This window comes from Ideonella sp. FW305-24 (genome assembly GCF_058788035.1).
In genome coordinates this window covers 49508-64636 of the sequence record NZ_JBYTAI010000010.1, presented here as the reverse complement: position 1 = coordinate 64636, position 15129 = coordinate 49508, and the positions used below count along the sequence as shown (strand labels likewise).

The window sequence follows — 15129 nt, the reverse complement described above, 5'->3', positions numbered from 1 at the left end:
GCATGCCGCCTCTTCAAGCGCAGCCGCTGAAAGTCCTCGCCTTCGACGTCTTCGGCACCGTGGTCGACTGGCACGGCGGCATCGTGCGCGAAGTCGAAGCGCTGGGCCTGGCGGTGGATGCCAATGCCTTTGCGCTGGCCTGGCGCGAGGGCTACCGGCCGGCGATGCAACGCGTGATGCGCGGTGAGCAAGGCTGGACGCGCATCGACGACCTGCACCGGCAGATCCTCGACGAAATCCTGCCCCGCTTCGGTCTCCAGGCCATGCCTGAAGAACAGCGCCATGCACTGAACTTTGCGTGGCACAGGCTGGATCCGTGGCCCGACGTGGTGGCCGGCCTGCAGCGCCTGAAGCGGCGCTTCATCCTCACCACGCTGTCGAACGGCAACCTCAGCCTGCTGGTGGACCTGGCCCGCCACGGCGGCCTGCCCTGGGACTGCGTGCTCTCCGCCGAAACCTTCCAGCGCTACAAGCCAGATCCGGCGACCTACCTGGGCGTGGCCAGACTGCTGGACGTTCAGCCCGCGCAGGTCATGCTGGTGGCGGCCCATCATGACGACCTCGCCGCCGCCCGCGCCTGCGGCCTGGGCACGGCCTACATCGAACGCCCCCTCGAATTCGGTGCGTCGCAGATCAAGGACGTGTCACCGCAGGACGGCAACGACCTTCATGCGCGCAGCTTTTTGCATCTGGCCGAGCTGCTGGGCGCCTGATGCGCGGCGACGCCGTGCTCCGCCAGGCTCTCATCGTGCGGCGGCAACAAGGCAGCGCCGACCCCAGCGGAGGCCACGTCAGCGCATGTCCTCAGTCCAGCACCACCCCCGTCTGCCGCACCAACTGGCCCCAGTCCTTCAGGTCTTGGCGGATGGTGGCGGCGAAGTCTTCCGGGGTGTTGGATTGCATCTCGTTGGTGTTCAGCTCGTTCATGCGCCGGCGGATGGCGGGATCCTGGATCAGCTGGTTCACGACCCGGTTGAGCTTGTGCACGATGGCGTCCGGCGTGCCGGCGGGAGCGAAAAGGCCGTACCAGGCATAGGTGGTGAACGGGTGGCCGGCTTCGTTCATCGTGGGCACATCCGGCATCAGCGGCAGCCGGGCCGGGCCGCTGTTGACCAGCGGGCGCAGCTTGCCCGCCTTGACGAGTTCCACCGTGGAGGTGGTGTCGGCAAATGCCGCGTTGACCTGGCCGCCCAGCAGGTCCTGCACGCAAGGTGCGGTGCCTTTGTAGGGCACATGCGTCATCTGCAGCCCGGCCTGCCTGCTGAGGCTTTCCATCGCGAGATGGCCGCCGGAGCCTGCGCCCCAGGAGCAGTAGCTGAGCTGGCCAGGCCGGGCCTTGGCATAGGCAACAAAGTCCTGCAGCGTCTTGACCGGCATGTCGCTGCGCACCAGCAGCAGGTTGCCTCCCCTGCCGATCTGCACGACGGGCACGAAGTCGCGCAAGGTGTCGTATGGCAGCTTGCGGTAGAGGCTGGGGTTGACCACCATGGCCGCAGCGTAGGCGAACAGCAGCTTGTGACCATCGGGGGGCGCATGGGCCACCGCGTCAGCGCCGAGGATGCCATTGGCGCCGGGCTTGTTCTCGACCAGCACCGGCTGCTTGAGCAGCTGCGCCAGCGCGGGTGCGAAGAGCCGGGCCACGGTGTCGGTGCCGCCTGCCGCCGCGGTGGGCACGATCAAGGTGATCTGCCGCGTGGGGTAGCTCGTGGCGGCGTCATCGGCCGGTGCGGCGTGACTGGCGGGTGCGAGCAGGCAAGGCCAGACCTGCAAAGCCAGGCGCCAGGGGGAAAAGCGGAACTTCAGGTGCATCGGGTGGGAGGGCATGGGACGCATCGCGTGCCCGCACCCTATCACCCCGCGACGATGCCCTCCTCGCGCTGCAGTGGCGGCAGCGGCGTGCGCGACTCCAGCACCGCGTCGCTGGGCAGGTAAAACCTCAGGCAGAGGTAGAAGCCATCGGCGGGCGCGGGCAGCCAGTTGGCGCGCGCGGAGGGCATGTCGAACTGGTCTTGCGGCGGCTGGTGCGAGAGTGTCAGTGTCAGGCCGCCATCGGCGTCGTACTGCAGGCCGGGCGTGCGGTCGCCAATCGCATGGCGGTGCAGCACGTTGGGCACCAGCATGCCGTCGGCGTTGCTGTAAAGCGTGAGCGACCAGAAGGCATAGACGCGTGGCAAGGTGCCTGGCTTGAAGCGCATGCGGTAGCGGTGGCTGCCGGTGAGGGGCCGGCCCTGCGAATCGTTCAGTGCCAGCGAGTAGGTGGCCTCGCGGCTCTCGAGCATGCCGATGTATTTCAAGGCGACCAGCGCGCGGAACTCATAGTCCTGCGCAAAGGTGTTGCCGATCAGCGGCATCTGCAGCCAGCCGGTCATGGTGCGACGGCCGTTCTCCAGCGTGCGCAGCCGCGTCAGCGCCTGGTCCAGCCCCTTCTGCAGCAACGCGAGCTGTTCGCCTTCCGGCACCGGCCAGCCTGGGCCCAGGCCCGCACTGGCCAATGCGGCCTTGAGCCACGCATCGTCCTCGGGCGGCGGGTCGTCACGCAGCGCGCGGTTGACCTGGGTCGCAAACAGCGTGGCGTCCAGCGCAGCGTTCGGGTCGCATTCGGGGTCGAAGGCCGTGGCCTCGCTGGGCCGGCCGGCCTCCCAGTCCGGCAGGCTGGAGAGACGGATCGCGTTCTGCAGCGCATGGGCCGCCGGCAGGTCGCGCTCGTCTTCCTCGACCAGCATCCGGCCCAGCAGCCAGACCCAGCGTGTCGGAGAGATCACATGCTCGTGGCGACCACGAAAGGCAGCCGGCACCTCGCCACGCCAGCCAGGCCCGGTGATCAGGAAGCTGCGCGCCTGGTTGCCGGTGAGGCGCTGGCCGAGGTGCGCAAACGGGTTGGTGAACATGTCCAGCAAGCCCATCACGTGGTAGCGGCCCGCCATGTCGGGCATGTCCAGCACCCAGGCGCCGTCCGCCAGGTCCAGCCAGGCGGTGGAATAGAGCGTGTCGTGATTGGGGGTGGGCACGCGGCTCTGGCCTGGCCGCATCAGCCGGCGGGCGTGCATGAAGCGATTGCACCAGCGCCGCGGTGGTGCCAGGGCTTCGCCGCCGGGCAGTCGCTGCGGCGAGGTCAGCGCGCGCATGCGGCACATCTCGTACACCGGATAGGCATAGAGCACGGCCTCTTCGGCCTGGTGCAGCAAGGCGTCGTCTGGCGTGATTTGACTTTCTTTCATGGACTGCTCTGGTTCGGACGGTGCCTAGAAGCTGTGCCGCATGCCCAAGGCCACCACCTTGGTGTCTTCGTCGCTGCCGGGTGTGATGGCCACCTGCGCCATGCTGACCGACGAGCCACCGCGGTTGTTCAGCCCCAGTGCGCGGCCGTACAGCACGGTGCGCTTGCTGAGGTAGTAGTCCGCACCCAAGGTCATCACGACCTGGCCGCGCGGGCTGTCGTGCAGTTCCCGCCGGGCGACCTCGGCCAACAAGGTGGTGGTGGTCGCAATCGTCCAGCTGGTGCCGAGCGAGGTGATGCGGGCAGCCGGCACGCCGTCCAGGTTCGAGGTGTTGCGAACGAAGTTGGCCGTCAGCTGGAACTGCTCGTTGAACTTGTACGAGGCGCTGAAGGCCTGGTACTTGGACGTGGCAGGCGTGGGCACGGGCCTGGCGGCGGAGCCTTCGCGTGCGCGCTGAAGGCCATAGCCGAGGTAGAAGGTGTCGGTGGCCCAGCCGATGCGGCCCCCGACCAAGTCCCCGCTGTGGCGGCTCTCGACCAGCGACTCGCCCGGTGCCCACGCAAGGTCCACGATCAGCGGCGACTCGGCCGGGGTGCGGTAGCGCAGCATGTTGCTGCCGCGACCCGCAAACGGGTTCAGCCGCGTCTGGCCGTCAATGGCCGAAACCAGGTTCAGCGGCGAGAACACCACGTTCAGGCCAAACGGATCGGCCCGGTAGATGCCGTAGAAGACGGGGGTGTACATGCGGCCCAGGTCGACCGAGCCCCAGCGGCCGGCGAGGCCCACATAGACCTGCCGCGTCCAGCCGAAATCAGGCCCGGGCACGGTACCCGTGCCGGTGTCGGCGTTGAAGCCACTCTCCATCAGAAAATTGGCACGCAGCCCATCCCCAAGATCTTCGGTGCCCTTGAAGTTGATGCGCGAGGCGATGTTGCCGCCATCGTCCACCCGGTACTGGGTGCGCGAGCCGGCCTTGGCCCAGGCCAGGTACTGGTCCAGCGCGCCAGACACGGTGACGCTGCCAGCCCACGCCGGTGAGGCCCAAGCAGCGCCCAGCAAGACCGCGCTGCCGAGCGACATGCGGGTCTTGAATAAGAAAGCATCGTGAGCGAGGATGCTGGCCTGATATTTCATGTTTTGGACTCCCTGCGGTGGGCAGGCCCGGGTGCCAGCTGCACCGTGCCTGTCCTTGACAACGATAGGCCGCGGCCCTCGGCCAAATCTGTCAACCGATTGACAGAATGGGGAAGATCCGCGGCAATAGAACTTCTTCACACTGCCATCGCGCCGCGCCCTTGCCTACCCCTGATGACACCCCGAGCCCGTCCACCGAAGCCGATCAAGCCGATGGCGAGACGCTGCGCGACAACAGCCTGCTGATCCAGCGCGTGCTGCGCTGGACCGAGCTGTTTTCCGAATGGCCCTATCCTCGCATTGCCAACCTGATGCAGTCGGCACGGCTGGTGCGCCATGCGCGCGGCGCGCTGGTGCTGGGGCACGACATTGCGCGGCGCGAGTTGCTGGTGCTGGTCTCGGGCATGGTGGAGATCAGCCGCACCAATGCCGACGGCCGCAAGTACCTGCACAGCTTCATGTCACCCGGCCATGTGGCCCCGCTGGTGCGGCTGCTGGACGAAACCCCCCTGGGTTTCTACAACTACACGGCGCATGAGGAGTCGCAGGTCATCCACCTGCCGGCAGACGCGGTGATCGCCGAGCTGGACGCAGAACCCAGGCTCTGGAAGGACGTCTCGCGGCTGGCGCTGCGGCGCCAGCGCGAAAGCCTGCAGAGCCTGCACCAGCAGGTGCTGGGTTCGCTGCGGGTGCGCCTGGCCGCCACGCTGGCCAGCCTGGCCGGCCAGACCGGCACACCGCTGCGCAGCGGCCAGAGTCTCAGCATCGGCCTGTCGCAAGGCGATCTGGCGACGATGCTGGGCGTCTCGCGCCAGACCATGAACAAGGAACTGCGCCAACTCGCCGACGAAGCCGTGGTCGCCGCCGTCTACAAGCGCATCATGATCCTCGATGCAGACAAACTCCGCGACATCGCCAGCAACGGCTGATCCAACAATGCCACCCGGTACCATGTCGGTTCGATCCTGTTGTGCCCCGCCCAGGGAACCGCTGCCATGCTGACCATTCGCAAACTCATTTCCCGCGGCCAGGGCCTGGCCCCTGTGTTGCTCAAGCGCGCCGCCACGGTGGAGCTGGACTGGGATGTGCGACAGAAGAGCCGCTTCGAGGCGCAGGATTCCACCGGCCGGCGGCTGGGCGTGTTCCTGGCGCGGGGCAGCGTGGTGCGCGGTGGCGACGTGCTGGTGGCCGAGGACGGCTCGCTGATTGCCGTCAAGGCCGCGCCACAGCCGGTGCTGGAAGTGCGCGCCTGCGCCGAGCACGGCAGCCCGTTCGATCTGATGCGGGCCGCCTACCACCTGGGCAACCGCCACGTGCAGCTGGCGCTGCAGACCGATCACCTGCTGCTGGAGCCTGACCACGTGCTGGCCGACATGCTGCGGCAAATGCACTTGATCGTGCGGGAAACGCAGACCGCCTTCGAGCCGGAGGCCGGCGCCTACGCGGCGGGTGGACACGCCCACGGTCATGCGCATGACGACCACGGCCCAGGCCATGATCACGGGCATGGGCATGGGCACGATCACGCGCCTGCCGCGGCCCCTGCACCCGTGCGCGGCAAGCCGATTGGCATCGCCGTCGCGGTGGCGGCGACGCCGCACGTACATGGCCCCGGTTGCGGCCACGACCACGGGCATGACCACGGCCACGATCACTGAGTCCGTGGCCGCTGCCGAAGCCCTGAGCCCGAGCGCGCTGCTGCAGCTGATGTGGCTGGCCTCGCCAGCGCTGCCGGTCGGTGGCTTCAGCTATTCGGAAGGGCTGGAAGCGGCGATTGAAAGCGGGCTGGTGCGGGACGAGGTCTCGGCTGGCGACTGGTTGCTGGACCAGCTGAAGCTGGCGCTGTCGCGTGCCGACCTGGCCGTTGCCGCCGCAGCGCACGAGGCCTGGCAGCAGCACGACCTGGTGCACGTCACCGCGCTGAACGACTGGGTGCGCCAGACCCGCGAAAGCAGCGAGATGCGGCTGCAGACCGAGCAAATGGGCCGTTCACTGCAGCTCTGGCTGCTGCAGCGCCAGCCGCAGGACCCACGCGTGGTGGCGCTCGGCAGCCTAGCCCCTGCGCCGACCTGGCCGGTGGCCTTTGCACTGGCCGTGCTGCACACGGGCGCACCGCGCCGCGAGGCGCTGCTGGCGCATGCCTTTGGCTGGGCCGAGAACATGGTGCAGGCCGCGATCAAGTCCGTGCCGCTGGGCCAGAGCGCCGGCCAGCGCATGCTGGCGCGGCTGGTGGAAGCCTTGCCGGCAGTGATAGATGCCACGCTGCAGCTGCCTGCCGAGCAGCGCCAGGCCTGCACGCCGATGCTGGCCATCCTCAGTGCACAGCACGAGGCGCAATACTCGCGGTTGTTCCGCTCCTGAGGCGCTCGCCAGGCCGCGCTGGGTAGCGCAGCGCACGCGCGAGTTCCGGCTTACGCAACAGCAACAGAGCGGCAACCTGCGGCCGCGAGCATCCGGCTCAGCACATCGCCAAGGCACCCACTGCCCGCTGTGCCCACAAGCCGGTCCACCGGCGGAGAGCCCACATGCCATCCACTGCCCCGAACATTGCCGGCGCGCACGCAGCGCATGCCGACGAAGGCCTGCAACACGACCTGCGCCTGCTGGCCGCTGCGCAGTCCCTGCCGGCGACCCTGCCACGCGAGCTGCAACGCCGCCGCGCATTGCGCTGGCTGGCCGCAGGCAGCCTGGCACCGCTGGGCTCGCTGGCCATGGTGGCCTGCGGCGGCGGTGGCGACAGCAGCAGCACGACCACCGACACCAACACGGACTCCGGCAGCAGTGGCAGCGGCACGACGACCACCACGACCGGCAGCTGCTCGGTGATCCCCGAAGAGACCGCCGGTCCCTACCCTGGCGATGGCTCGAACAGCGTCAACGGCAGCGTCGCCAACGCACTGCTGCTCAGCGGCATCGTGCGCAGCGACATCACGCCCAGCCTGGGCAGCAGCAGCGCCGTGGCCAGTGGCGTGCCGTTGACGCTGACACTGACGCTGGTCAACACCAGCAGCAGTTGCGCCTCGCTGGCAGGCTACGCCGTCTACCTCTGGCACTGCGACCAGGGCGGTGACTACTCGCTCTACGCCAGCTCGCTGACCAGTGTGAGCTACCTGCGCGGGGTGCAGGAAGCAAATGCCAGTGGCGAGGTAACCTTCACCACCATCTTCCCCGGCTGCTATTCGGGCCGCATGCCGCACATCCATTTCGAGGTCTATCCCAGCCTAGACGTGGCCACCTCGGCCACGCACAAGGTCAAGACCTCGCAGCTCAGCTTCCCGCTGGCCACGCTGAACACGGTCTACAGCGCCAGTGGCTATCAGGAAAGCGTCAGCAACCTGGCCAGCATCAGCTTTGCGACCGACAACGTCTTCAGCGACGGCACCACACTGCAGATCGCCGAGATCAGCGGCAGCAACAGCGCCGGCTACGTCGCATCGTTGACGGTGGGCATCGCGGCCTGAGGCCGGCCCGGCAGTTTCGCGCAGGCGGCGGTGCGGGCCGGCAGGTCCTCCCCCTCGCCTTTCGGCCGGCCGCCGCCTGCGCACCTCCTCGTTCTCGGGCCGCTTCGGCAGGCGCCGCGCATGTCATGATGAAGCCCTTGTTGTCTTCACCTGCATCGCCGGACCCGCACCATGACCCAGCTGCCCGCCCAACGCACCAAGACCTTGCCACCACTGCGCGTCGGCGTTGGCGGCCCGGTGGGCTCGGGCAAGACGACGCTGGTCGAAATGCTGTGCAAGACGATGCGCGACAAGTGGGACCTGGTCGTCGTCACCAACGACATCTACACCAAGGAAGACCAGCGCCTGCTCACCGTGGCCGGCGCGCTGGCACCCGAGCGCATCATGGGCGTGGAGACCGGCGGCTGCCCGCACACGGCCATCCGTGAAGACGCCTCGATCAACCTCGAAGCGGTGGACCGCATGCTGGCGCAGTTCCCGGACGCCGACATCGTCTTCATCGAGTCCGGCGGCGACAACCTGGCCGCCACCTTCAGCCCCGAGCTGAGCGACCTGACGATCTACGTGATCGACGTCGCCGCGGGCGAGAAGATCCCGCGCAAGGGCGGCCCCGGCATCACCAAGAGCGACCTGTTTGTCATCAACAAGACCGACCTCGCGCCGCATGTGGGCGCGGACCTGTCGGTGATGGAGGCCGACACCCGGCGCATGCGGCCGAACCGACCCTTCGTGATGACCAACCTGAAGACCCGCGAGGGGCTGGCAGAAGTGGTGCGCTTCATCGAAACCAAGGGCTTGCTGAGCGACTGACAACCGCTTTGCCGCCGCCGCATCACCTCTTCGCTCACGCCAGCCTTCGCGCGCCTTGGGCAAGTTCGCCATCCTCCGCACGCTGAAGTTCCGCATCACCGCGATGGTGGTGACGATTGGCGTGCTCGCTGCGCTGGGCACGGCGCAACTGGTGCTTCAGGTCACACAGGCCGACCTGCGCCAGATGCTGCTCAATGCGGAGCGCGACAACCGCGAGCGCACCGCCGCGCTGCTGGGCAGCAAGCTGAACACCTTGCGCCATGTGCTGACCCGCGTGGCCCAGCACAGCAGCAGCGTCGACTGGCGAGACAGCGGCGCGCTGGCGCAACTGCTGATGGGCGAAACCGCACTGGCCAGCCTGTTCGACGGGGCCTTTGCGGTGGCGCCAAGCGGCAGGATGCTGGCCCGCGTCGACCAGAAGGCAGGCAGCACCCAGGACCTGCCCAACGTGGGCGACCGCGACTACTTCCATGCCGCGATGCACAGCGACCAGCCGGTGGTTTCCGCACCGCTGCGCAGCCGCACGCTGAATGCGCCCCTGCTGGTCATTGCCGCCCCGGTGCTGGACGCACAGGGCCAGCACCGGGGCCTGCTGGCCGGCGGCCTGCTGCTCGAATCGAGCAGCCTGTTTGCGCAGCTCAACATCAAGGCCAGCACCGATGGCGTGATCGACCTGGTGATGGACAAGCAAGGCCGCATCCTGGCCCACCCGGACAGTGGTCGCCTGCTCGGCCTGGCGGCAGACGAGCCCGGCCTGCGCGAAGTCGTCGCCCGCTGGCAGGCGGAAGGCAGCCCGGCCGAGCCCGAGGGACGGGCCGAGTGGTCCGAGGGCTACCTGGTGGCCATGGCCGGCATTCCGCTGTCGGACTGGGTGCATGTGCGCCTGACCCCGGAGGCCTCTGCCCTGCTGCCGGTGCACGATGCACGGCGCAGCGCCTGGATTGCTGCGGCGCTGGCGGCCTTGCTGGCCGGCGGCCTGGCGGGCGCCGGCTCCTGGCGCATGGTGCGGCCCATCTCGCGGCTGCAGCGCCGTGCCGAGGCCATGCTGGTCAATGGCGACGACAGCGCCGAGCGCTGGCCGGTTGGCCATGGCGAGGTGGGCGCGATGGCCAGGGCCTTCCAGCAACTGTTGCAACAACGCGCCCAGCGCCAGCAGGAGGTCAACGAGCTGCTGCAGCAGCTCGAAGCCGTGGTCGACCATGCGGAGGTGGGCATTGCGCTGACCCGCCACGGCCGGCTGGAAGTCGTCAGCCGGCGCTTTTGCCAGATCTTCCGGGCCGAGCGCGAGCAGCTGGTGGGCCAGCGCACGCGGGTGCTGTATGCCGACGACGCAGCGCATGCCGAGCAGCGTGCGCGCATCGGCCCAGCGTTTGCGTCACACGGCAGCTTCGAAGGCGAAGTCCGGCTGCAGCGCATGGACGGCGAAGGCTTCTGGGCCCGCATGCGCGGCCGCGTGGTGCAGCCAGGCAACCGCGGTGCCGGCACGATCTGGGTCGTCGACGACGTGACCCAGGCCAGGCACCACCGCGAACAGCTGACCTGGGCTGCCAGCCACGACGCCTTGACGGGCCTCGCCAACCGCGGCGCCTTCGAAGCGGCGTTGGAGACGCTGACGCAGGAAGCCGGACACGCGCCGTTCTGCGCGCTGTTCATAGACCTGGACCGCTTCAAGCAGGTCAACGACAGCGGCGGCCATGCAGCCGGCGATGCCTTGCTGCGCGGCATTGCCCAGGTGCTGGCCGCGCCGCTGCGCCGCTCCGACCTGGCCGCCCGCCTGGGAGGCGACGAATTTGCGGTGCTGCTGCCGCATTGCCCGGTGGAACGGGCGCAGGCGATTGCCGAAACGCTGCGCGCCGACGTTGGCCGCTACGCGCTGAGCTGGGAAGGTGCAAGCCACTCGGTTGGCTGCAGCATGGGACTGGTGCTGGTCAACGGCCGGCATGTGAGTGCTGCCGAAGTCCTGCGGGACGCCGATTCAGCCTGTTACCGCGCCAAGCGAGAAGGCCGGAACAAGGTGGTGTTGGCAGGCGACTGAACGCCAGGCCAGGTCTTCAGGTCGTCTGCGCGCTTTCGTGCGGCTGGGTGGCGCAGGCAGCGTCGAAGACTTCGCGTGCGCAGTCGTGGCAGCAGCCGCAGCAGGATGCGGCGCGGGTCATGTCTTTCAGGACTTCAAAGTCGCGCACACCGTGCACCTGGACGACTTGGCGGATGTCTCGGTCGCTGACGCGGTTGCAAAGGCAGACAATCATGGGAACCTGCGAGGGACGTGAACTCGGGAATCGAAAACGCAGGCGAAGCATAACCTGAATGCAAATGCTTCTCAAATACCTGTGGTCCGGTGGGGCCAAGTCCCGTGACGCGCTGCACGCTGGCGGCTCGTTCCGGTGATGCCAATGTCGCACCCGTTGCCGCCCTTGCACCCATGAAAAAAGCCGGCGCAAGGCCGGCTTTTCCTTCGCGTGTGCGAGGCGCTCAGGATTCGTCTTCGTTCATCTGGCTTTGCAGCCAGTTCTGCTCGCCGACCTGGGCCACCAGCGCGATCTGGGTTTCCAGGTGCTCGATGTGCTCTTCGGTGTCGTCCAGGATCTCCAGCAGCACGTCGCGGGAAACATAGTCGCGCACGCTTTCGCAGTGGGCGATCGCGTCCTTCAGCAGCGGATGGGAGCCCATTTCGATCTTCAGGTCGCAGTGCAGCGTCTCGACGGCGTTTTCACCGATGAACAGCTTGCCCAGGTCCTGCAGGTTGGGCAGGCCGTCGATCATCAGGATGCGGTCGATCAGCTTGTCCGCATGCTTCATTTCCTCGATCGATTCCTTGTACTCGTGCGCCGCGATCTTCAACAAGCCCCAATGCTTGAGCATGCGGGCATGCAGGAAGTACTGGTTGATGGCGGTCAGCTCGTTCTTCAGCTGCGCATTCAGGAATTCAATGACTTTGGCGTCGCCCTTCATGGCCCGCTCCTTTGAGGTTGTTGTGTGTGAGGGGCAGCGCTCGAACCGCTGCGAATCGTGGCATTCTGCGCCGCATCACCCCATGGGCCAAATGGTTATCCATGCCCGGCCGGATGGATCGCGAATCGCTCGTATTCGGGATTTGCTACAGCCGGCTGCAGCGAACCCCGGCACAAAGACCTCGATCCCAGATCCTGCATTGATGCAAATCGATCTCATTTGCAATAATCGGCCATTGCCCGTTCGTCATCACGATCCGCGTTTGCCGCCACCATGCACAAAACCCCCCAGATCCAGGCCGAAGAACTGAAGACCAGCGGCCTGAAGGCAACCCTGCCGCGGCTGCGCATCCTGGCCGTGTTCGACCGCTCGGAGCGCCGCCACCTGAGCGCGGAAGACGTGTATCGACAGTTGCTGAACGACGGCTCGGACATTGGCCTGGCCACCGTCTACCGGGTGCTCACGCAGTTCGAGCAGGCCGGCCTGCTGCTGCGCAGCCAGTTCGACAATGACCGCGCCGTGTTCGAGCTGAACCACGGCGAGCACCATGACCACCTGGTCTGCCTGCGCTGCGGCAAGGTGGAGGAATTTTGCGATCCGGCAATCGAACAGCTGCAGCAGCGCATTGCCGCCGAGCGCGGTTTCGAGCTGCGCGAACACGCGCTGTCGCTCTATGGGCTGTGCAGCGACCCGGCCTGCCAGGCCGGTGCCTGAAGCAAGCCGCTCAGGCAGCGGCGCGCATTGACTTCGCCACCGCCAGCTTCTGCACCACGCTGCGCGCGCGTCGCTTGCGCGCCCAGATCAGCACGCCAGTGACGCTGAAAGAGGCGATCACCACACCCATCAGCGAGATCAGCACCCGCCCGGTCAGGCCGATGATGCGGCCCGAGTGCAGCGGGAACATGCTCTGCATGAAGATGTCGCCAGCGCTGCCGGTGCCGGGCACGCTGTCGCCGGCCAGCTCGCCGGTCCCGGCGTCGAAATAAAGCCAGGCGTTGCCCAGGCCGCCGTCACCGTGGTCATGGCCGGGGCGGAAAAAGCCCACGCCCCAGAGGCCGAACTCGGGCGACAGGAACACCGCGCCAGCCGGCTCGCTGAAGCCACGCCGCAGCCCTTCGGCCTGCGCCAGCGCAACGACCTGGGCGGCGCTGACCTTCGGCTCCGCTGCCGCGGTGGGCGTCGTTGGCGTGCGGCTGGCAAAGGGTGATGGCGACAGCGTCGAGAAGGCCGACACCACCGGCCGCATCACCTGCGTGTTGAGATTCATGGCCACCGAAGTGATGGCCAGCAACAGCACCAGCAGGAACAGCCACACGCCGCCGGAGCGGTGCAGGTCGAACACCAGCTTGTGCCCGCTGGCGCCCCAGCGGAACGCAAACGAGCGCTTCCACTGCGCGGCATTCGGGAACGAGATCCACAGCGCGACCAGCGAGTCCAGCACCCAGGCGATGGCGATCAGGCCCATCAGCCAGATGCCCAGCTCGATGCTGCCGGCATCGGGCAAGTGCATCGAGTAGTGCAGCTTGTAGAGAAAGGGCAGCAGGTTCTCGCGGCTCAACGACACTGCGCCCCATTCGCGCCTGCCCTGGACCTCGGCCGTCACCGGGTCCAGCGCCACCTGGTTGTAGCCAGGCTCGAAGAGCTGGCCGGTGGCCGGATCGACCCGCGGCACCACCGACACACTGAAGGTCTCTCCCGGCTCGACCGCCAGCTGGTAGTAGCTGACGCGCACCTTAGGATCCGCCGCTTCCACCGCAGCAACCAGTTCGGCCACCGGCCGGGCCTGGCCCAGCCCGCCACTGCGCGCCTCGTACAGCGCCGGGTTCAGCCAGGCGTCCAGCTCGTGGTCCCATGAAATGACGGCGCCGGTGGCCCCGGCGATGAACAGGAACAGCGCGGCTGCTAGGCCAAACCAGCGGTGCAGCCGCACCATCCAAGCTCTGATCATCGAAACGTCTCTCTGGGAAGCATCAGCAGATCCCGCACAGCACCACGCTGCCAGGACAGGCTTTAACGGACGGCGCTCGGCCCAAGTCCAGCGCCGCTGTTATGCGTCTACTTGAATGGCGTAGATTTTAATGCACCTCATTCGCATTTACAAAATGGCAGGTGATCCGATCCCAAATTCCCGCCGTTCTGACGGGCATCGTGATGCAGAAACCATGTGCCCAGCACGACTTTATGGATGCAAATAAGAATCGCTCGTATTACGATGCATTCATGCGAGCCCTTCAAACTTCCTTCACCGCCCCGGTCTCGGTGTCCGCACCGAACACGCCGGCCATCAGCGCCACACCGGCGCGCGCACCCGATGGGGCCGCCTGCCCGCGCTGGCGCAGCCAGGACTTGCTGGCCCAGGCGCAGCAGGCCGAAATCGCGCACGGCGACCAGGTCTATCGCTTGCGCCTGACGGCGCTGGGCAAGCTCATCCTCACCAAGTGAAGCGGCCGCGGGGATGCCGCCCACTGGTTCTTGTACCGCCATGACCCTTTCCGTGCTGCCGCGCAGCGAGCCCACCGGCCGCGGCCGTCCCTCCGTCCCACCAACGCCTTCGATCCGCGCCGCCGCATGGCCCGGCTTTGCGACCGACCCTCCGGCGCGGCGCTCGCGAACCGCCGCTGCCGACGCCCGGCGACAAGCAGTGCCGCTGCAGCCTTGCTGGCCGGCGCTGATGGCCGGCATCGGCGCGCTGGGCGAGGTGCAGGCGCGCACCGGCCAGGCGGCCTGCACGCTGGCCGCCAGCAGCCCTTATGGCCGGGCGCTGCTGTGCGGCGACCAGGGCCATGTTTCGGGTGGACGACTGGAGCTGCGGCTGTTCTACGCGGCATGGGCGCGCGGCTTCGCGGTGCAGGAGCACACGGCCAATGGCTTGCAGCGCAGCCTGCAGTTTTTCGACGCCCAAGGCCTGCCGCTGCACGAGGTGACGCTGGGCCCGCGCAGCCGGGTGCCCGCATTCGACGCGCTGGTGGCGCGTTTTGCCGCGCCAGCCGCTGCGCAGTTTCCGCAGCACGCAGCGAACAGCCATGCGCCGGCTGCGTGCCCCGCCACTCGCGTTGACCCACGCGCTTTTCGCGCCGGCTGGGCCTCGATGCGCGTGCCGCAGGACTTCTACGCGCTGCTGCGCCGCCATGGCCTGACCCGGCTGGCAGCGCTGCAGCTCGCATCACCCGAATTTGCCCAGCCGGTCGATGGCGGTGCCGCACATGAAGTGCTGGCCCGCGCCGCACAGACCGGCCTGCCGCTGAGCCTGTGCTGCGGCAACCCGGGTGCGGTGCAGACCTGCAGCGGCCCACTGCACCACGTGGAAGTGCAAGGCCCGTGGCTGCAGGTGAACGACGCAGGCCTGCAGTTGCAGCTGCGCGAGGACTGCATTGCCAGCGCCTGGCGGGTCCGGCTGCCGGCCAGTGAAGGGCTGGTGAGTTCACTGGAACTGTTCGATGCCGATGGCCGCACGCTGGCCATCATCGGCGGCCAGCGGGCGCCGGGCCAGGCCGAGCGCTGCGAGTGGCGCGAGTTGCTGGCCAGCGTTGCCCTCGAAGACTCGCCCTGCTGAC

At 67.7% G+C, this 15129-nt stretch carries 16 protein-coding genes; 10 read left to right on the top strand and 6 right to left on the bottom strand.

All coding sequences use genetic code 11. The annotated features are described in order from the left end of the window. The first annotated feature begins 2 nt into the window (after window positions 1-2). Window positions 3-713, top strand: coding sequence for a haloacid dehalogenase type II (locus AC3WR5_RS23560; RefSeq protein ID WP_492487566.1), 711 nt, complete (start codon window positions 3-5; stop codon window positions 711-713). 91 nt (window positions 714-804) lie between these two features. Here the strand turns inward: AC3WR5_RS23560 and AC3WR5_RS23555 are convergent, their stop codons facing one another. The 3 genes from AC3WR5_RS23555 to AC3WR5_RS23545 are packed head-to-tail and all read right to left on the bottom strand — an operon-like array spanning window position 805 to window position 4352. After that, on the bottom strand, window positions 805-1824 hold the full coding sequence (locus tag AC3WR5_RS23555) for a Bug family tripartite tricarboxylate transporter substrate binding protein (protein ID WP_231011491.1): 1020 nt from the start codon (window positions 1822-1824) through the stop codon (window positions 805-807). A 26-nt stretch (window positions 1825-1850) separates the two neighbouring features. Next, window positions 1851-3218: a DUF1254 domain-containing protein gene (locus AC3WR5_RS23550; RefSeq protein WP_492487565.1), complete on the bottom strand. Its 1368-nt coding sequence runs from the start codon at window positions 3216-3218 to the stop codon at window positions 1851-1853. A 24-nt stretch (window positions 3219-3242) separates the two neighbouring features. Next, the gene (locus AC3WR5_RS23545; RefSeq protein WP_492487563.1) at window positions 3243-4352 is read right to left on the bottom strand and encodes a porin; all 1110 of its coding nucleotides are present in this window, start codon (window positions 4350-4352) and stop codon (window positions 3243-3245) included. A 161-nt stretch (window positions 4353-4513) separates the two neighbouring features. Here AC3WR5_RS23545 and AC3WR5_RS23540 point away from each other — a divergent pair, with 161 nt between their 5' ends. From AC3WR5_RS23540 to AC3WR5_RS23515, 6 genes are all read left to right on the top strand, one after another. Then, a complete protein-coding gene (locus tag AC3WR5_RS23540) occupies window positions 4514-5281 on the top strand; it encodes a Crp/Fnr family transcriptional regulator (RefSeq protein ID WP_231011489.1) in 768 nt (255 codons plus the stop codon). A 66-nt stretch (window positions 5282-5347) separates the two neighbouring features. Beyond that, window positions 5348-6010: an urease accessory protein UreE gene (gene ureE, locus AC3WR5_RS23535; RefSeq protein WP_492487561.1), complete on the top strand. Its 663-nt coding sequence runs from the start codon at window positions 5348-5350 to the stop codon at window positions 6008-6010. Continuing rightward, window positions 5988-6713: an urease accessory protein UreF gene (locus tag AC3WR5_RS23530; RefSeq protein ID WP_492487560.1), complete on the top strand. Its 726-nt coding sequence runs from the start codon at window positions 5988-5990 to the stop codon at window positions 6711-6713. The genes ureE and AC3WR5_RS23530 overlap by 23 nt, the downstream gene beginning before the upstream one ends. A 164-nt stretch (window positions 6714-6877) precedes the next feature. Beyond that, a complete protein-coding gene (locus AC3WR5_RS23525; protein ID WP_492487558.1) occupies window positions 6878-7813 on the top strand; it encodes a peptidase associated/transthyretin-like domain-containing protein in 936 nt (311 codons plus the stop codon). Between the two features lie 171 nt (window positions 7814-7984). After that, window positions 7985-8623, top strand: coding sequence for an urease accessory protein UreG (gene ureG, locus AC3WR5_RS23520; RefSeq protein WP_141286605.1), 639 nt, complete (start codon window positions 7985-7987; stop codon window positions 8621-8623). Window positions 8624-8678: 55 nt separating this feature from the next. Then, window positions 8679-10658, top strand: coding sequence for a sensor domain-containing diguanylate cyclase (locus AC3WR5_RS23515; RefSeq protein WP_492487557.1), 1980 nt, complete (start codon window positions 8679-8681; stop codon window positions 10656-10658). 16 nt (window positions 10659-10674) lie between these two features. On the opposite strand, the gene AC3WR5_RS23510 is transcribed toward AC3WR5_RS23515, so the two are convergent. Both AC3WR5_RS23510 and bfr read right to left on the bottom strand, forming a co-directional pair. Continuing rightward, window positions 10675-10872 (bottom strand): (2Fe-2S)-binding protein, encoded by a 198-nt coding sequence (locus AC3WR5_RS23510; protein ID WP_141289845.1) that lies wholly within the window; start codon window positions 10870-10872, stop codon window positions 10675-10677. Between the two features lie 223 nt (window positions 10873-11095). Continuing rightward, window positions 11096-11575 carry a bacterioferritin gene (bfr, locus tag AC3WR5_RS23505; protein WP_141289844.1) on the bottom strand — a complete coding sequence of 160 codons (480 nt, stop codon included), beginning with the start codon at window positions 11573-11575 and terminating at the stop codon, window positions 11096-11098. Between the two features lie 273 nt (window positions 11576-11848). Between bfr and fur the strand changes: the two genes are divergently transcribed. After that, window positions 11849-12289: a ferric iron uptake transcriptional regulator gene (fur, locus tag AC3WR5_RS23500; RefSeq protein WP_492487555.1), complete on the top strand. Its 441-nt coding sequence runs from the start codon at window positions 11849-11851 to the stop codon at window positions 12287-12289. A 10-nt stretch (window positions 12290-12299) separates the two neighbouring features. On the opposite strand, the gene AC3WR5_RS23495 is transcribed toward fur, so the two are convergent. Further along, complete coding sequence (locus tag AC3WR5_RS23495) at window positions 12300-13520, bottom strand: PepSY-associated TM helix domain-containing protein (RefSeq protein ID WP_492487757.1); 1221 nt, start codon at window positions 13518-13520, stop codon at window positions 12300-12302. 275 nt (window positions 13521-13795) lie between these two features. Between AC3WR5_RS23495 and hemP the strand changes: the two genes are divergently transcribed. Both hemP and AC3WR5_RS23485 read left to right on the top strand, forming a co-directional pair. Further along, window positions 13796-14017 (top strand): hemin uptake protein HemP, encoded by a 222-nt coding sequence (gene hemP / locus AC3WR5_RS23490; protein WP_492487553.1) that lies wholly within the window; start codon window positions 13796-13798, stop codon window positions 14015-14017. Between the two features lie 40 nt (window positions 14018-14057). Continuing rightward, entirely contained in the window at window positions 14058-15128 is a 1071-nt protein-coding gene (locus tag AC3WR5_RS23485; RefSeq protein ID WP_231011487.1) for a ChuX/HutX family heme-like substrate-binding protein, read from the top strand. The last annotated feature ends 1 nt before the right edge of the window (window position 15129 follow it).